This window comes from Flavobacterium salilacus subsp. salilacus (genome assembly GCF_004634195.1).
GTDB lineage: Bacteria > Bacteroidota > Bacteroidia > Flavobacteriales > Flavobacteriaceae > Flavobacterium > Flavobacterium salilacus.
Window position 1 is genome coordinate 25,113 of sequence record NZ_SKBP01000003.1, and the last position, 17,069, is coordinate 42,181.

The 17,069-nt window shown below is 37.7% G+C and carries 18 protein-coding genes; 11 read left to right on the plus strand and 7 right to left on the minus strand.

Annotated features, from left to right (window positions below; translation table 11 throughout):
• Positions 1-3: 3 nt before the first annotated feature.
• Positions 4-2,211, minus strand: coding sequence for a redoxin domain-containing protein (locus E0W68_RS04835; protein ID WP_135218288.1), 2,208 nt, complete (start codon positions 2,209-2,211; stop codon positions 4-6).
• Between the two features lie 22 nt (positions 2,212-2,233).
• Positions 2,234-3,145: an ABC transporter ATP-binding protein gene (locus E0W68_RS04840; protein WP_135218289.1), complete on the minus strand. Its 912-nt coding sequence runs from the start codon at positions 3,143-3,145 to the stop codon at positions 2,234-2,236.
• 99 nt (positions 3,146-3,244) lie between these two features.
• Between E0W68_RS04840 and yaaA the strand changes: the two genes are divergently transcribed.
• Positions 3,245-4,003, plus strand: coding sequence for a peroxide stress protein YaaA (gene yaaA / locus E0W68_RS04845; protein ID WP_135218290.1), 759 nt, complete (start codon positions 3,245-3,247; stop codon positions 4,001-4,003).
• A 95-nt stretch (positions 4,004-4,098) separates the two neighbouring features.
• On the opposite strand, the gene E0W68_RS04850 is transcribed toward yaaA, so the two are convergent.
• From E0W68_RS04850 to E0W68_RS04865, 4 genes are all read right to left on the minus strand, one after another.
• Positions 4,099-4,668, minus strand: a complete 570-nt coding sequence (locus E0W68_RS04850) for an anthranilate synthase component II (RefSeq protein WP_135218291.1) — start codon at positions 4,666-4,668, stop codon at positions 4,099-4,101.
• A 128-nt stretch (positions 4,669-4,796) separates the two neighbouring features.
• Positions 4,797-5,366: a YceI family protein gene (locus E0W68_RS04855; RefSeq protein WP_135218292.1), complete on the minus strand. Its 570-nt coding sequence runs from the start codon at positions 5,364-5,366 to the stop codon at positions 4,797-4,799.
• 30 nt (positions 5,367-5,396) lie between these two features.
• Positions 5,397-6,029, minus strand: coding sequence for an NAD(P)H-dependent oxidoreductase (locus E0W68_RS04860; RefSeq protein WP_135218293.1), 633 nt, complete (start codon positions 6,027-6,029; stop codon positions 5,397-5,399).
• 13 nt (positions 6,030-6,042) lie between these two features.
• Positions 6,043-6,504: a MarR family winged helix-turn-helix transcriptional regulator gene (locus E0W68_RS04865; RefSeq protein WP_135218294.1), complete on the minus strand. Its 462-nt coding sequence runs from the start codon at positions 6,502-6,504 to the stop codon at positions 6,043-6,045.
• 136 nt (positions 6,505-6,640) lie between these two features.
• Between E0W68_RS04865 and E0W68_RS04870 the strand changes: the two genes are divergently transcribed.
• From E0W68_RS04870 to E0W68_RS04880, 3 genes are read left to right on the plus strand one after another with little or no spacing between them, the layout of a single operon-like run.
• The gene (locus E0W68_RS04870) at positions 6,641-7,189 is read left to right on the plus strand and encodes a TlpA disulfide reductase family protein (protein ID WP_135218295.1); all 549 of its coding nucleotides are present in this window, start codon (positions 6,641-6,643) and stop codon (positions 7,187-7,189) included.
• A gap of 37 nt (positions 7,190-7,226) precedes the next feature.
• Positions 7,227-7,922 carry a thioredoxin family protein gene (locus E0W68_RS04875; protein WP_135218296.1) on the plus strand — a complete coding sequence of 232 codons (696 nt, stop codon included), beginning with the start codon at positions 7,227-7,229 and terminating at the stop codon, positions 7,920-7,922.
• Between the two features lie 25 nt (positions 7,923-7,947).
• On the plus strand, positions 7,948-8,262 hold the full coding sequence (locus E0W68_RS04880; protein ID WP_135218297.1) for a rhodanese-like domain-containing protein: 315 nt from the start codon (positions 7,948-7,950) through the stop codon (positions 8,260-8,262).
• A gap of 65 nt (positions 8,263-8,327) precedes the next feature.
• Here E0W68_RS04880 and E0W68_RS04885 read toward each other — a convergent pair whose 3' ends face one another.
• On the minus strand, positions 8,328-9,005 hold the full coding sequence (locus tag E0W68_RS04885; RefSeq protein ID WP_135218298.1) for a Crp/Fnr family transcriptional regulator: 678 nt from the start codon (positions 9,003-9,005) through the stop codon (positions 8,328-8,330).
• A 129-nt stretch (positions 9,006-9,134) separates the two neighbouring features.
• Between E0W68_RS04885 and E0W68_RS04890 the strand changes: the two genes are divergently transcribed.
• The 7 genes from E0W68_RS04890 to E0W68_RS04920 all read left to right on the plus strand — a co-directional run bounded on the left by E0W68_RS04890 (position 9,135) and on the right by E0W68_RS04920 (position 17,065).
• Positions 9,135-11,519, plus strand: coding sequence for a heavy metal translocating P-type ATPase (locus tag E0W68_RS04890; protein ID WP_135218299.1), 2,385 nt, complete (start codon positions 9,135-9,137; stop codon positions 11,517-11,519).
• Between the two features lie 77 nt (positions 11,520-11,596).
• On the plus strand, positions 11,597-11,770 hold the full coding sequence (gene ccoS, locus E0W68_RS04895; RefSeq protein ID WP_135218300.1) for a cbb3-type cytochrome oxidase assembly protein CcoS: 174 nt from the start codon (positions 11,597-11,599) through the stop codon (positions 11,768-11,770).
• 11 nt (positions 11,771-11,781) lie between these two features.
• Positions 11,782-13,989, plus strand: coding sequence for a cytochrome-c oxidase, cbb3-type subunit I (gene ccoN / locus E0W68_RS04900; protein WP_135218301.1), 2,208 nt, complete (start codon positions 11,782-11,784; stop codon positions 13,987-13,989).
• A gap of 6 nt (positions 13,990-13,995) precedes the next feature.
• Positions 13,996-14,193 carry a CcoQ/FixQ family Cbb3-type cytochrome c oxidase assembly chaperone gene (locus E0W68_RS04905; RefSeq protein ID WP_135218302.1) on the plus strand — a complete coding sequence of 66 codons (198 nt, stop codon included), beginning with the start codon at positions 13,996-13,998 and terminating at the stop codon, positions 14,191-14,193.
• Between the two features lie 12 nt (positions 14,194-14,205).
• Positions 14,206-15,165 (plus strand): cbb3-type cytochrome c oxidase N-terminal domain-containing protein, encoded by a 960-nt coding sequence (locus E0W68_RS04910; protein ID WP_135218303.1) that lies wholly within the window; start codon positions 14,206-14,208, stop codon positions 15,163-15,165.
• Between the two features lie 13 nt (positions 15,166-15,178).
• Complete coding sequence (ccoG, locus tag E0W68_RS04915) at positions 15,179-16,597, plus strand: cytochrome c oxidase accessory protein CcoG (protein ID WP_135218304.1); 1,419 nt, start codon at positions 15,179-15,181, stop codon at positions 16,595-16,597.
• 12 nt (positions 16,598-16,609) lie between these two features.
• Entirely contained in the window at positions 16,610-17,065 is a 456-nt protein-coding gene (locus tag E0W68_RS04920) for a FixH family protein (protein WP_225990289.1), read from the plus strand.
• Positions 17,066-17,069 lie beyond the last annotated feature (4 nt).

A 17,069-nucleotide genomic window follows, 5' to 3' on the forward strand; every position in this document is an offset into this window, starting at 1 on the left:
AAATTATTTTTGCTCTTCGAGTCCTAAAGCCTGCCTTAGTAGCTGCTCAAAAGTCTGGTCATCAGGAAAAGGCATCTCGGCGTTTACCAGGTTACCTTCCGGGTCTATCAATATAAACCTTGGTATTCCTGTAACATTGTAATTTTTACTAAATTCGTTTTTGTTATTAATGTGCAATTGTAGTACTGACTTGGATTTTGATTTTGCCTCAACATACCAATCATCCATTTTATCGTCTGTACTTACTGCAACAAACTGTATGTTCTCGTTTTTATATTTAACTGCAAATTTCTCGAAGTAAGGCGACTGGTATTTGCACGGTGCGCACCATGTTGCCCATACATCTATAGCTACATATTTACCTCTCAGGTCGGCAAGGTTAACAGGTTTATTATTTATAGTAATGGCATCAAATAAAGGTGCTTGTTTGCCTTTTGCCAGCTTTTCGATAATTTGTTTTCTGTATAGTATAATATCGGTATAACGCTTATTGGAAAAATTATCGGCATATAATACCGCCAGGCTGTCGCGTTCTTTTTTGTCCGACGCCTCTTCCATACTTTTTTTAAGTTGTTTAAAAAGCATCTTGTCCTTAAAAGAGCCTGGCTCAAGCTTCGCTATGGCGCGCAATGATTTAGTATTCTGGCTCACATCTTCTGTATCTTCAGCCGTAATCTGAGAAGACACATAATTAAAGTAATCGGCATTACTCAGTAGTCCTTCATCATTTAGTGCAACCACCTTTTTCATTTCGGTTATTTCAGGAGTTTCTTTCGTTTCCTCGTTAGGGTATAGTGCAGCACGTTTTTTCAGGAAATCGTTCCACATATTCAGGTAGTTAAGAGTAAGCAGTTTTTTATTTTTCTGCTTAAAGTCATCGCGAGGCACGTAGTTATCTACTGTTTTAAATTTATCAGACTCTGCCATTGCTTCTTCCCAACCGCTTACCAGTTCTTTTGTTATAAAATCAGGTTTATCAAGATAAACATTTTCGCGTATATAATAATTTACACTGCTCCAACCTAATTGATTATCTTTTTTATAAAGATTTTCGGCAAGACGTGTACCCGTCAGGGCTATATCTGTACTTTGTTTACGTTTTTTAAAATCTAAAAAAGTACTGTCATTAGTTGCCATAGTAAGCGTTATAGACCCGATACTGCCCAAGGCAAGTTCATAGGTGTCCAATGGCATGTTTTTAGTAAAGGCATAATGAAATTTATTATCCTTTACGGTTATTTCAGCAATGGTATCGCTGATAAAAATATCCCTTATGTAAATTTTATCAATCGGCATATCAGAGTCTATTATCCCTGCAATAACGGTACGGTTATGAGGTTCCATTACCCTGGGTGTAAGGGTATAGTATAACAAACCGCCAAAAACAATAAGCACAGCAACTAACATAGCAGCACGCTTGCCGGTACAGAAAGCCAGTTTTATTTTTTTGTGCTTATACCATTCAAAGCCAATATAGAGTGCTATTATGGCACAAATACAACTTACAGCAGCAGAGTAGGTAAACCAATACCCAAGATCGCTGCCTTTTTTATAAGTAGCTATTTTGCCTAACAACTCTATTGGATACCAGTCGGGTACTACTTTAAATGCGGTTAAGAACAGGTAGGCTAACAACAGGAAGAACCCTATGAGGATAGACCATATAAAACTTGGCAGTAAAACAGAAATAATGTACTGTAATGCCGTAAAAAACAATCCTGCAATAAACAGCCTTGCCGCTACAAGCAATACTGAGCCTATTTCGAAAGACAGCGATGCATTTTCGGGTACTTCAATGATAAGGCTTGCTATATATCCAAAAAGGAAGCAGCCACTTATTAGTGAAAAAATACTGATGAGGTTGGCAATAAGTATTACCGAAAATTTTGAAAAGTATATAGAAATTTTCTTTACAGGTTGGGTTTCCATAAGCTGCCATCCGCCATTTTTGTGGTCGAGTTGTGTTATCCTGCTAACGGTTATGATAATCATTAACGGGAAAAAGAACGTGGAGAAAGGGTCAAGGCAATTCTCTATAAATTCGGTAAAATAGTTATAAGGTAGCTTATTTTGATTGGGAGTATCCTGTATTATAGTTACAATTGTCCAGATTAGCGGAGAAATAGCTCCCAGTATTCCGGCAACTACATACAAGCCTGTGCCTTTTTTCTTTATATGTTCTGCCTTTAGGGCAGTAGTAAAATTTTGCATTGCGATGGGTTTAGTTGGTATATTATTTTTGTCGTATCAGTGTCATGAACCATTCTTCAAGTCCGTTAAGTACTTTTAGTTCGTAGAGTTCAGCACCATGGTTTATAAGCTCTTTAGTAAAAGCAGGAATTTGCTCACGGTCGCTAAGCTCAACGCTAAGCTGCGAATTGCTTTCTAATGTTACCGAAGGATATGCTGCCAATAGCTTTTCCTGCCAAAGCGCAGCATCCTTAAGGGTGAATTGTATTTTGCAGGCTCCCGATTGTTCTGATAATTGTTGTATAGTACCCTCAAAACGCAATTTACCGTTACTGATGATACCCACATGAGTACACATTTTCTCAATTTCTGCCAAAAGGTGACTCGATACAAAAATGGTAACCCCTTTTTCTTTATTCAGTTTTACTAATAACTGCCTGATGTCGCGCATACCGTTAGGGTCAAGCCCGTTTACAGGTTCATCAAGTAATAGCAACTCCGGTTCATCAAGCAGTGCCATCGCAATGGCAAGGCGTTGTTTCATACCCAATGAGTACTGTTTTACTTTGCGTTTGGCATCTCTGGTAAGATCTACAAGTTCCAGCACCTCGGTAATCCTGCTTTGGGGTACATTGCGTAGCTCCGCAAGGTATTTAAGATTATTATATCCGCTAAGGTGCAGGTACAGCGCGGGGCTTTCTACCAGTGCACCAACATTGTCAAACACCTGTGGTAATTGTGTTTTTAAAGGTTTTCCAAAAAGAGAAATGGCGTCTTGCTGTTCGGGCAGTATGCCGGTAAGCAATCGCATGGTTGTCGATTTTCCTGCTCCGTTAGGACCTAAAAAACCATAAATAGCTCCTTTAGGGATATTTAATGAAATATCGTCAAGTACTTTTTTGTGCTTCGAAAATCGAAAATTGAGCGATTTAGTCTGGATAATATAGTCTGTCATTTGCAATGGTTAGTTGGTTAAATTGCTAATATAGGAAATTACTATTACAGTTGTAATAATGATCTTTGGTTAGTACTTTTGGTATATAAACATAAAAAAATGAAAATTGTTATATCGCCCGCAAAATCATTAGATTTTGAAACTAAGCTACCTACCCGTAAGCATACACAACCTGCTTTTTTAGAGCAATCAGAAATGATACAGGAAACCCTGAAAGAAAAATCGCCTGCTGATTTGATGGAGCTGATGAGTATATCAGATAATCTTGCTCAGCTCAACTGGGAGCGTAACCAGGAGTGGCAAACGCCTTTTACCACCAAAAATGCCCGCCCTACCCTATATGCTTTTAATGGCGATGTTTATACCGGGCTGGATGCTTATACTATACCTAAAGGTAAAATCAACAAGTTGCAAGACACACTACGCATACTTTCGGGACTTTATGGTTTACTGAAACCGCTCGATTTGATACAACCGTATCGCTTAGAGATGGGTACTAAACTGGAAGTAGGACCGAGTAAGGACTTATATGATTTTTGGAAAAAAACAATTACCGATACCCTTAATGAGGAACTGAAAGATGACGAATTGTTTATTAATCTTGCCAGTAAAGAGTATTTTGATGCTGTAGATGTTAAGGCATTAAAAGTACCTGTTATTACTCCTGAGTTTAAAGATTACAAAGATGGCGAATTGCGTATGGTGAGTTTTTTTGCCAAGAAGGCGAGGGGTATGATGGTAAGGTATATTATCGATAAAAACATACGTTCATTCAGCGGATTGAAAAATTTTGATTACGAAGGTTACAGTTATGATGCTAAACTGTCCAAAGGAAATAAACTGGTGTTTACACGGTAAAAAAACTAAAGAAAAACAGTTATAAATAAAATCTATATTGAATTTATTTTTATCTTATAACCAAATACTTAAAATACTTTTTTTAAAGCTTTTGTTTATGATAAAATCCAGTTTTTAATAATCTGTTTTCCTTGCGGGGTAAGTACCGATTCCGGGTGAAACTGTACCCCTTTTACATCAAACAGGGTGTGGCGCAACGACATAATGTTGCCCCTTCCGTCCAGCGAGGTAGCTTCAAGCACGGGGGGTAAATCAGCAACATTTACACTCCATGAGTGGTAGCGTCCCACCTCTATTTCTTTCGGTATTCCGTCAAACAAAGTTTCGTTATCTACTATAATTGTAATCTTGGCAGCCACGCCATGATATACTTTATCAAGGTTGGTAAGCGAGCCTCCAAATACTTCGGCTATGGCTTGCTGCCCTAAACATATACCCAGTATGCTTTTAGTACGTGCATAGGTGCCTATAACCTTTTTTAGCAAACCGGCTTCGTCCGGTACACCCGGCCCGGGAGAGAGCAATATTTTATCATAATCAGCAACCTCATCAATGTCCAGTTGGTCATTGCGTATTGTGGTTACTTCGCAATCAAACTCTTCCAAGTAATGTACAAGGTTGTAAGTAAAGCTATCGTAATTATCAATAACAAGAATTTTTTTCATAACAGAATATAGAGTGGCTACAAATGTAAAAAAACATTTTACCCCTGTTTTGATTTATTATTACTAAAAAAATACCCTCTGCCGGAATAGGCAGAGGGTATATTGAAATTCAATTTATATCTAAAGATTTAGAATTGTAAGTTTACAGTAAGTTCAAAATCATCATATATTACTTTGTCACCAAGACCGTCAAAAATACTACCTGAGTTATACTCAATGCCATATTTAGTTCTGTCAATCTTAAACTCGGTAACAGCAGAGTTTTTAGCCACAGTAATATCAAAACTTACAGGTTTTGTAATTCCTTTAATAGTAAGGTCGGCAGTAACGGCATACTTGTTTCCGCCGGCAGATTTTACTGTCTTAAATACCAGTTTAGACTCTTTGTGAGTATCAGTACCAAAAAAGTCAGCAGCTTTTAAGTGCCCTTCCAGTTTTTCTTTTCCTTCGCCTGCCTTAAGGTCTGTTACCTCAATAGATGTCATATCTACAGTAAAATTACCACCTGTAAGCTTACCGCTTTTAAAGTTAAGTACACCCTCTTTAAAGTTGATAGTACCACTGTGCTCTCCGGTTACTTTTTTACCCACCCATTCTATTTTACTTTTAGAAGTGTTAATCTTCTTGTCTTGGGCTGTAGCGGTAACTGTACTTAAAACTGCTACTAATGCAATTGCGATTGTTTTTAGATTCTTCATTTTTTTAATCATTAAAAGTTTAGTTATATATTAAATTGTTACAAATAATTCATTTTCAGTTTTTCTCACTTTTTTCATGTGCTGGAAAGCATCTTCTTTATGGCGGTATCCTACTGTAGCTACTACGGCAGCATTAAGCCCCATTTCGTCAAGCCCCAGTATTTTGTTAAACTCAGCTTTGTCAAAACCTTCCATAGGGGTGGCGTCTATTTTTAATACAGCGGCGGCTATAATAAGTGAGTTCATTGCCAGATAAGCCTGTTTAGCGGTCCAGAATTTTTTATCAGTATCGTTCAATGTTCCAACAAAATTTTCCATTGAACTTATAAAAGGAGCTATATTTTCTTTTGTAATGCCTCTTGTTGTTATGATGTTATCAACATAGTCATCTATATGTTTCTTGCCAACGTTTACCTCATTGGCAAACACAAAAATGTGCGATGCATCGGTTATACCGTTTTGGTTATAGGCTGCGGGCTTTAGTTTTTGGCGTACTTCAGGGTCTGTTATAACCAGTACTCTATAGGGTTGTAACCCCATAGATGACACACTTAGCCTTACTGCTTCTTTAAGTGTTTTAAGGTCTTCTTCTGATACTTTTTTATCAGGATCATATTTTTTAGTGGCATAACGCCAGTTGAGATTCTCTATGTAGTTATTCATTGTATCGGTTTATTTAATTTAATTCTCCTCTGAATTTTTCCAGAAGTTTGTTCAATTGTTCCAGTTCTTCATGGCTCAGGTTTTTTGAGTAGCCTTTTTCATGTTCCTCTACTTTAGGATCGAGTGCTTTTAATAATTCTAAACCCTTTTCGGTTATTGTTATATCCATTTTACGGCGGTTTTCGCTGCACACTTTGCGCGTTACCAATCCTTTATTCAGCAATTTATCAACCAATCGTGTGGTATTGCTGGTGGGGGCTATCATTCTTTCCTGTATTACAAACATATTAGCCGGTCTCCCTTTTTGCCCTCTCAATATTCGCAATACGTTAAACTGTTCCGGCGAAATATCAAAAGGTTTAAGTATTTCATTAAAATTTTCACCAATTATGTTTTGCGTGTACATTATATTCAACATGGTTCTTTTACCTATGGGTAAAGGAGCTTCTGATTTTATTACATCTTCTATTTTCATAATTACAGCTACAAAATTTGTATGTACAAATGTAATATATATTATTGTTGTATATACAAATGTTAGGTTAAAAAAGTGTTAAAGATTCCGGAACTATATTTTTTACCTTATTTTTAACTGTTTAAATAAAAAGACAATGAAACTTATATTTAGTAAACTACCAATTTTTATAGCAATATTAGCAATAGTATCATGCAAAGAGGTGAGTAATGAAGTAGTAAAGGAAGCACCTGCTCCCAGCCCCGTAAAAGTATATACAAACCAGGATATTAGTGTAAAAGCCTATGAGTACGAAGGTTTACAGTATTTTCTTAACCGGGATAATGATACTACTTATGTAATTAACTTTTGGGCTACGTGGTGCGTACCTTGTATAGAGGAATTGCCTTATTTTGAAAAACTGAATACCAAGTATAAGGAGGATAAAGTAAAGGTATTATTGGTAAGCCTTGACATGCGCAAAATGATAGAAAGTAAGTTGATGCCTTTTTTAAAAGAAAAACAACTTAAAAGTGATGTAATTGTAATGACTGATCCTGACGCTAACTCATGGATACCTAAAATAGACTCTACATGGAGCGGTGCTATACCTGCAACCATTATTTATAATAAAGAAAAGCGCAAGTTCTACGAGCAATCATTTACTTATGATGGGTTGGAAACTGAATTATTGAGTATTAAATAGTAATAAATAAAAAAGTTTAATTTTTAAATAACAAAGAATGAAAGCAAGTAAATTTTTAGGTTTTTTTACAGTAGTAAGTCTTCTTACATTAAATGTGGCATGCAAGGAAAGCTCGAATAAAGAAGAAACTGACCAAACAGCAGAAACTGTTGAGGTAGCAGATAATACTGCTGAAGAAGCTGCCGAAGAAACTCGTACAGGTTATAAAATAGGAGATGTGGCAACAGACTTTAGTTTGAAAAATACAGACGGGAAAAATGTAGCACTTAGAGATATGGCAGATGCCAAAGGGTATATTGTAATATTTACCTGCAACCACTGCCCGTATGCAAAGGCTTATGAAGACAGGATTATAGCACTTGACAAGAAATATAAAGCAAAAGGCTATCCTGTAGTGGCGATAAACCCTAATAATCCTGAAAAAATGAAAGACGACAGTTTTGAAAAAATGCAGGAAAGAGCCAAAGAAAAAGGATTTACTTTTCCATACCTTTTGGATGACGGACAAAAAATATATCCGCAATATGGCGCTACCAAAACCCCTCATGTATATATACTGCAAAAAACAGATAATGGCAATGTAGTAAAATACATAGGCGCAATAGATGATAATTATGAAGATGAAAGCGCTGTTGAAGCTAAGTATGTAGAAGATGCCGTTGACGCTTTATTAGCAGGGAAAGACGTGCCTGTGAAAGAAACAAAAGCTATTGGTTGTTCTATAAAAGCATAATATCTTTGAAGAAAAGAAATAAATTATGAATTTATCAGAACAGGAATGGTGGGAAAAAGTGCAGCAAGACAATAATGCTGTGATTCTCGATGTACGTACCCAAGACGAATGGAACAGAGGCATTATACCCGGAGCTATAAATATAGATATTTATAAAGGACAAGGTTTTATATATGCAATAGAGGAGTTGGACAAAACCAAAAATTATTATGTGTATTGCGCTGCCGGAGCCCGTAGCGGGCAGGCATGCAACATCATGAGTCAGCTAGGTTTTACTACTACTTATAATCTTGCCGGAGGAATTTCTAAATGGACAGGCGCTGTTGTAATGCCTGAATAATAAAACTAATGAGATAAAAAAAAACAGCCGAAAGGCTGTTTTTTTGTTTTTATACCGTAATAAAATTATATTTTTCTTAATTTATCACTGTCAGTAATTATTATTTTTTTACCGGATAATGCTATCAAACCACTTTTATTAAATTCCGAAAGCAGTCTTATACAACTTTCGGTAGCAGTACCTATCATACCTGCCAGTTCTTCACGCGACAGTTTAACCATTAGGCTTTTATCTTCCTCATTTATGCCGAATGTATCATGCAGATAAAGTAACACTTCGGCAAGACGTTGCTTTACCGATTTTTGCGCCATAGTTACCAAATGGTCGTCAGCCTCTTTCAGGTCACCACAAATAGTGCGCATTACATTCATAGAGAACTGATTGTTTTGGTTAAAAAACTTCATCACTTCTGCTTTGGGTATAAAGCAAACCTGCATATCATCAAGCGCCACCGCACTAAGGTTTACAGGCTCTTCACTAATTAGTGAGCGTTGCCCTAAAAGTTCTCCCTTCGAAATCAGCTTTACAATTTGCTCATTGCCGTTGGCATTCAGCTTAGTCATTTTACAAACACCGTCTTTAATACAAAAAACGCCCTGTAGTTTCTCACCTTCATTAAAAACGGGCTCTCCTTTTTTAATTGTATATAAAGTTTTACAATCAGAAAGGTTTAGTAATTCCTCTTTAGTTAAAGCCTTCAGGGAGCTGAATTGTCTCACAATACATTGTTCACATTTACTCATAACGTTCAGTACTCCTGTTAAAGTTTTATTGGTATCACAAAGATATTCAATATTTGGCATACATGACAAAAGTCATATTTTATTTTTTATACCTGTCGCACCTTTGCCTAAGGTAAAAGAGCAGATACTATGGATACTAAAAATTGTTTCCATTGTGGGTTAACTATTGAGGTTAAAGAAGAAATTGTTTTTGACGAAAAATCGTTTTGTTGCAACGGTTGCAAAACCGTATATGAAATATTCAGCACCAACGGGCTTTCTTGCTACTATGATTTTGAAAATGCACCCGGAGCAACCCCACAAGATATAAAAGGCAAATATGATTTTCTTGATAATGAGGGTATAGCCGGGAAACTTCTTGACTTTAAAGAAGAAGATACCCATATAGTTACATTGTATATTCCGCATATACATTGCAGCTCCTGTATTTGGATACTCGAAAACTTAAACCAGCTTCAAGAAGGAGTCAACAGTTCTCAGGTTAATTTCTCCCAAAAAAAAGTACGTATTGTATTCAACCCTAACCAGATTACTTTAAAAACCATAGTTCATGTACTAAGTTCCATAGGCTATGAACCCTACATAAGTCTTGAAAATTATGAAGGTAAAAAGGCTGACATCAACCGCGAACTTACCTATAAATTAGGCGTAGCATTTTTTTGCTTTGGTAATGTAATGTTACTCTCGTTTCCGGAGTATTTTGATGTAGATGAGTTTTGGCTCGATAAGTACAAAGGATTTTTCCGTTGGCTCATTTTCGGGCTATCGTTACCCTCATTCCTGTATGCAGCAAGCGGCTATTATGTCTCGGCTTGGAAAAGCATCCGTTCCCGAATGCTCAATATCGATGTGCCTATAGCCTTAGGGCTTATAGTAATGTTCATAAGGAGTACGGTAGATATAGTGTTTGGCTATGGGCAGGGCTTTTTTGACAGCCTTACCGGTTTAGTATTCTTTATGCTGCTGGGCAGGTTGTTTCAGCAAAAAACATACAATTTCCTGTCTTTTGAACGCGATTTTAAATCTTACTTTCCTATTGCTGTAACCAAAATTACTGCGGATAAGCAGGAAATATCATGCCCGGTATATGACGTTGTTGCCGGCGACAGGCTGCTTATCCGTAATCAGGAATTAATACCTGTAGATGGCATACTGATAAGCGAAGAAACAGCTATTGATTACAGTTTTGTAACCGGAGAAGCTATCCCTATCAGTAAAAAATCGGGCGACAGGATATTTGCCGGAGGCAGGCAAACAGGCAGGGTAATAGAGATGGAAGTAGTAAGCTCAGTATCTCAAAGTTACCTTACACAGTTATGGAGTAACGATGTATTTACCAAAAAAGACAATCGTAGCTATAAAACCCTTACCGATACCATAAGCCGATATTTTACCCCCGCAATATTAGCTTTGGCAGTAGCCACATTTTTATACTGGATATTTATAAATGTTAGCACGGCTTTTACTGTATTTACCGCAGTACTCATAGTCGCCTGCCCCTGTGCATTAGCACTAAGCGCGCCTTTTACACTGGGCAATGTGCTGCGTATTATGGGTAAACGCAAACTATACCTGAAAAATGCTACAGTAATAGAACAGATGGCAAAAATAGATACCCTTGTTTTTGATAAAACAGGTACTATTACTACCAATAAAAAATCGTTAATAGTTTTTGAAGGAGCATCAATAAGCAGCGAAGAAACTGCTGCAATAAAAAATTTGCTGCGAGGCTCTAACCACCCGCTAAGCAGAAGACTGTACGATTTTTTACCGGTGCAGGATATTATATCGGTAAACGATTTTCAGGAAATAACGGGGCAGGGCATACAGGGCAGTGTAGGCGACTATTTTATAAAAATTGGATCGGCTCATTTTGTAGGTCAGGATTTAGCACCATCATTTCAAACCAATGTACACATTGCCATAAACGGCAATTATAAAGGTAAATATGTTTTTAACAATCAATATCGGGAGGGATTGGCAGCACTTTTTGAAACATTAAGTAAAACCTATAAGCTAAAAATACTATCTGGAGATAATGAAGGGGAGCGTGATGCCCTTACAAAATTGTTACCCGAAGGCACAGAACTGGTTTTTAACCAAAAACCCGAAGATAAGCTGGCCTTTATAGAAAACCTGCAACAACAAGGCAGTAATGTAATGATGATAGGCGACGGGCTTAATGATGCCGGAGCATTGGCGCAGAGTAATGTGGGGATTTCCATTCCAGAGAATGTAAATGTTTTCTCTCCCGCGTGCGATGGCATACTCGATGCCGGGCAGTTTAGTCAATTAAGTTATTTTCTTAACTATTCTAAAAAAGCGGTAAAAACCATTAAGATGAGTTTTGCACTTTCATTGCTGTATAATGCTGTAGGACTGTCTTTTGCTATTGCAGGAAAGCTATCGCCGCTGGCTGCTGCTATACTCATGCCGCTTAGTACCATTACCATAGTGAGCTTTGTAACAGTAACCAGTAATTATTATGCTGAAAAGTGTAAAAAAACAGTATAAAAAACCCGAAGTATGACAAATATCATATTTTAAGAAGTAGGACTAAAGTAGCTTTGTTAACATAAATTTAAGAAGGTATGAGCGTAATCTATTTATTAATTTCCATCAGTATCGTAGTGGCTGTGGGTTTTTTCTTTGCCTTTGTAAAGGCAGTAAAAAGCGGACAGTATGACGATGACTATACCCCATCCGTCAGAATGCTTTTTGACGACGAGTTAAAGAAATCTAAAACCAAAACCAAAATTAAATAACAACACATATCATGGAAGTGCAGCAATTTTATTACGACAATAAAATAGTTAAAAAGTTCCTCTATGCTACCATTATATTTGGAGTAGTAGGAATGCTTGTCGGTTTACTGGTAGCAGCATTGTACCTGTTCCCGAACATGACCGACGGAATTTCGTGGCTAAGCTACGGAAGGTTAAGACCATTACACACTAATGCGGTAATATTTGCCTTTGTGGGTAATGCTATTTTTGCAGGGGTATATTACTCATTGCAAAGATTACTTAAAACCCGAATGTACAGTAACTTTTTGAGTAATGTAAACTTTTGGGGCTGGCAGCTTATTATTGTTGCGGCAGCTATATCATTACCGTTGGGTTATACCACATCAAAAGAATATGCCGAACTGGAATGGCCTATAGATATAGCCATTGCCTTAGTTTGGGTAGCCTTTGGTGTAAACATGATAGGCACTATACTGAGAAGAAGAGAACGCCACCTGTATGTAGCCATTTGGTTTTACCTTGCCACATTTGTAACGGTAGCGGTACTGCACATATTTAATAGCCTTGCGCTTCCTGTTAGCGGAATGAAAAGCTACTCAGTATACGCAGGGGTTCAGGATGCATTAGTGCAATGGTGGTATGGGCATAATGCGGTAGCATTCTTCCTTACTACACCATTTCTTGGGCTTATGTACTATTATTTGCCAAAGGCAGCCAACAGACCTGTGTATTCCTACAGGCTTTCTATTATTCACTTCTGGTCGTTAATATTTATATATATATGGGCAGGACCACACCACTTGTTATACTCAGCATTGCCCGACTGGGCGCAAAACTTAGGCGTAGTATTCTCTGTAATGCTCATTGCACCATCATGGGGTGGTATGATAAACGGTTTGCTTACGCTTCGAGGAGCATGGGATAAAGTGCGTACCGACCCGGTTTTAAAATTCTTTGTGGTAGCGGTTACCGGTTATGGTATGGCAACTTTTGAAGGCCCCATGCTTTCACTTAAAAATGTGAACTCTATTGCCCACTTTACAGACTGGATTATTGCTCACGTACACGTGGGGGCTTTAGCCTGGAACGGTTTCCTAACCTTCGGTATGATATACTGGTTAATACCTCGCATGACCAAAACTTCACTGTACTCTACTAAACTGGCTAACTTCCATTTTTGGATAGGTACATTAGGTATTATACTTTATACATTACCTATGTATGTGGCAGGATTTACACAAGCCAGTATGTGGAAACAGTTTAACCCCGATGGTACATTAGTATATGGTAACTTTTTGGAAACTGTAAAACAAATAATGCCCATGTACTGGATGCGCGCCATAGGCGGTACCCTGTTTGTAATAGGATTACTGGTATTAGTATATAACATTATTATGACTGTAAGACAAGGTGAACCTATTGAAGATGAACTTGCCGAAGCACCTGCACTGCAAAAAATAAGCAAAAGAAGACTTAAAGGAGAAAAATTCCACCCATGGCTGGAAAGAAAACCAATACAGCTTACTATACTGGCAACTATAGCCATACTTATAGGTGGTATTATACAAATTGTACCCACCATCATGGTAAAATCCAACATACCCACCATATCAAGTGTTAAGCCTTATACACCATTAGAGCTTGAAGGGCGTGACCTGTATATAAGAGAAGGTTGTGTGGGTTGCCACTCTCAAATGATACGACCTTTCAGGAGCGAGGTAGAACGTTATGGCGAATACTCTAAATCAGGTGAGTATGTGTACGACCACCCGTTCCTGTGGGGTTCTAAACGAACCGGTCCCGACCTGATGAGGGTAGGAGGTAAGTATAGCGATAACTGGCATTTTAACCACATGTGGGATCCGCAAAGTACATCGGCAGGATCAATAATGCCGGGCTATAAATGGCTGTTTGATAATACAAAAATGGACTACTCTGATATAGAGAAGAAAATGGAAGTAATGGCAAAACTCGGAGTGCCTTATACGGAAGAGGACATAGCTAATGCACAAAAATCTATTAGTGAGCAAGCAGCCAAAATAGAAGCTAACCTGCATAGTGATCCTGATTTTGTAAAGAGTTATGAAGACAGCAAAAAAGCTGCTGCTACAAGAGGCGAAGAGTTTGTGCCCATGAAAGAAAGAGAGATTGTAGCACTTATTGCTTACCTGCAACGCCTTGGTACAGATATCAAGATAAAAAATACAAAAACAACAACCGCTGATAATTCTAAATAACGAGCTATGCTAAAGTTTGTAAAACATAATATGGATACCATCTCCGGTATAGAGATATATCCGATAATATCGCTACTTATATTCTTTATCTTTTTTGTAGGACTATATACTTGGGTGTTTACCTATAAGAAAGAGAAAATAAGCGAAATGAGTCATTTGCCTTTTTCTGACGAGGGAGATGATAACCAAACGTTTAACTATTAAAAAACAGGAATCATGAAAAAAATAATTCCGGTATATGTAAGGGTACCCGTTCTGTTTGCCCTTGTATTTATGGCTTTAGAATATTTTATAGACTCAGGCGATAAACCTGCATTCTTAAAATATCCAATGGTATCCGTATTCCTGTTTGTGTTTCTTTTCATACAAATAGCTATAGAAATTGTTATCAGTGCTATGGATAAGATAACCTATGCGATACTTACTGACGAGCAAAAGAAAAAGCTTGCGATGGAAGAAGCCAAGGGAGTAGGAGAGAGTGAGTGGTATAAAAAACTAAAACGCTTTTTTACCAAAAGCAAATCTATTGAGGAAGAAGGCGAAATTATGCTCGACCATAATTATGATGGTATTAAAGAGCTTGATAATGTGTTACCGCCATGGTGGGTGTACCTTTTTTATGGAACTATAATATTTGCGGTTGTCTATTTGGTACGATTCCACATCTATGGCGATTATACCCAAAAAGAAGAATTTGAAACAGAAATGGCAGAAGCCAAACTGGCTGTAGAAGAATACAAAAAAACGGCTAAAGACCTTGTGGATGCCGAAACAGTAACATTACTTACTGATGCGGGAGATTTAGCACAGGGTAAAACCATATTCGAAACCAATTGCGTTGCCTGTCACAAAGCTGATGGTGGAGGTAGTATTGGTCCTAACCTAACCGATGAATTTTGGATATTGGGCGGAGGTATTAAAAACGTTTTCCACACTATAACCGAAGGCGGTAGAGACGGTAAGGGTATGGTGGCATGGAAAGGAACATTAAAACCATCTGAAATACAACTGGTGGCAAGTTATGTACTCTCTTTACAAGGTACAAACCCGGCAGATGCTAAAGCGCCTGACGGAGATATATGGAAAGAAGAGGGAGCAGAAAAGACGGAAGAAGGTGCAGAGGAAAACAAGGCAACAGAGAAAACCGAAACGGTACCGGAAGTAGCCCAAAACTAAAATTATAAAAACAATGGCAGCACAAATGGATGAGGGATTTCGTGATACAATAGCCACGATTGATGAAGAAGGTAAACGTTCATGGCTTTATCCTAAAAAGCCATCAGGCAAGTTTTATAAGTACAGGAAACTGGTAAGCTATTTTCTGCTGGCATTTCTGGTATTAGCGCCTTTTGTAAAAATAAACGGCAACCAGTTCCTGATGTTTAATGTACTGGAACGCAGGTTTAATATTTTCGGGTTTCCGTTTTGGCCACAGGATTTTCACCTTTTCGTAATCTCTATGATAATAGGGGTGGTTTTTGTAGCCCTTTTTACAGTAGCCTTTGGGCGCATATTTTGCGGGTGGATATGCCCGCAAACTATATTTCTGGAAATGGTATTCAGGCGCATAGAATACTGGATAGAAGGCGACAGAAATGCGCAGATGAAGCTGGACAAAATGGAATGGAACGCTGAGAAAATCAGGAAAAAAGCATTGAAGTGGAGTATATTCTTCATCATTTCATTTGGTATTGCCAATGTGTTTTTAGCCTACCTTGTAGGTAGCGATAAGCTTATAGCTATGGTAGAAGACGGTCCGGCGCAGCACTTGGGCAACTTAATAGCACTATTGATATTTACGGGAGTCTTCTATTTTATATTTGCTTGGTTTAGAGAGCAGGTTTGCATTATTGCCTGTCCTTATGGTAGGTTGCAAGGAGTACTGCTCGATAACAAATCAATTATTGTGGCGTATGACCATGTTAGGGGTGAAGCAGAGGCGGGACGTGGCAGAATTGTTAAAAATGAAGACCGTGCTGCCGTTGGTAAAGGCGATTGTATAGATTGTAAACTGTGTGTACACGTTTGCCCTACAGGTATCGATATCAGGAATGGTACTCAGTTGGAATGTACTAACTGCACCGCCTGTATAGATGAGTGTAATACTGTAATGGAAAAAGTAGGTTTGCCAAAAGGACTCATACGGTATGCCAGCGAAGATGAAATAACCAAAAAAGAAAAATTCACCTTTACTGCCCGAATGAAGGGTTATACAGCCGTATTACTGATACTGTTCGGAGTATTTTCGGGAATGCTGTTTTTAAGGAATGATGTCGAGGCTACTGTTTTGCGACTGCCGGGGCAACTATACCAGCACAAGGGCGAAAATATAAGTAATGTATTTACCTATAAAATAGTGAACAAGACTACGAAAGAGTTTAACAATGTTCACTTTAAATTAGTAAAACCACAGGGTACAGTAAAAATGGTAGGAAACGAAACATTTAATGTGCCTAAAGAAGGACTTTCACAGGGGACACTTTTTATAGAAATAAACCCTGCTTTCCTGAAAGGAGATAAAACAAAAATAACCCTTGAGGTGTATGACGGTGACAGGCTTATAGAAACAGAGACTACTAACTTTTTAGGACCTCGTACATTTAATTAAAACTATAGCATTATGAATATTAAATTCAATTGGGGTACAGGAATTGTTATTGCATTTACCTTTTTTATAGGCTTTATACTATTTTTTGTTATAAAAGTTCAAACAAATCATCAGTATGATAATGAGCTTGTTGTAGAAGATTATTATAAAAAAGAGCGCATACTCCAGGCAAAACTGGACAGAGAGCAAAACGCCGCTGACCTTAATGATAAAGTTACGGTTACGCAGGATGACAAAAATATAAAAATAGAATTTCCGAGTGATTTTGATGCCACTCAAATAACAGGAAAAGTGTCCTTATACAGACCGTCTGACCAAAAACTGGATTTTGAACTCCCCGTTTCAATTTCAGTCCCTTATCTGCTCATACCTAAAAGCAATTTGGCAGGCGGTCGTTGGGACATTTCTGTAGAATGGCAATATGAAGATACCGACTACCAGAATAGTGCTATGCTAACACTGGATTAATTTT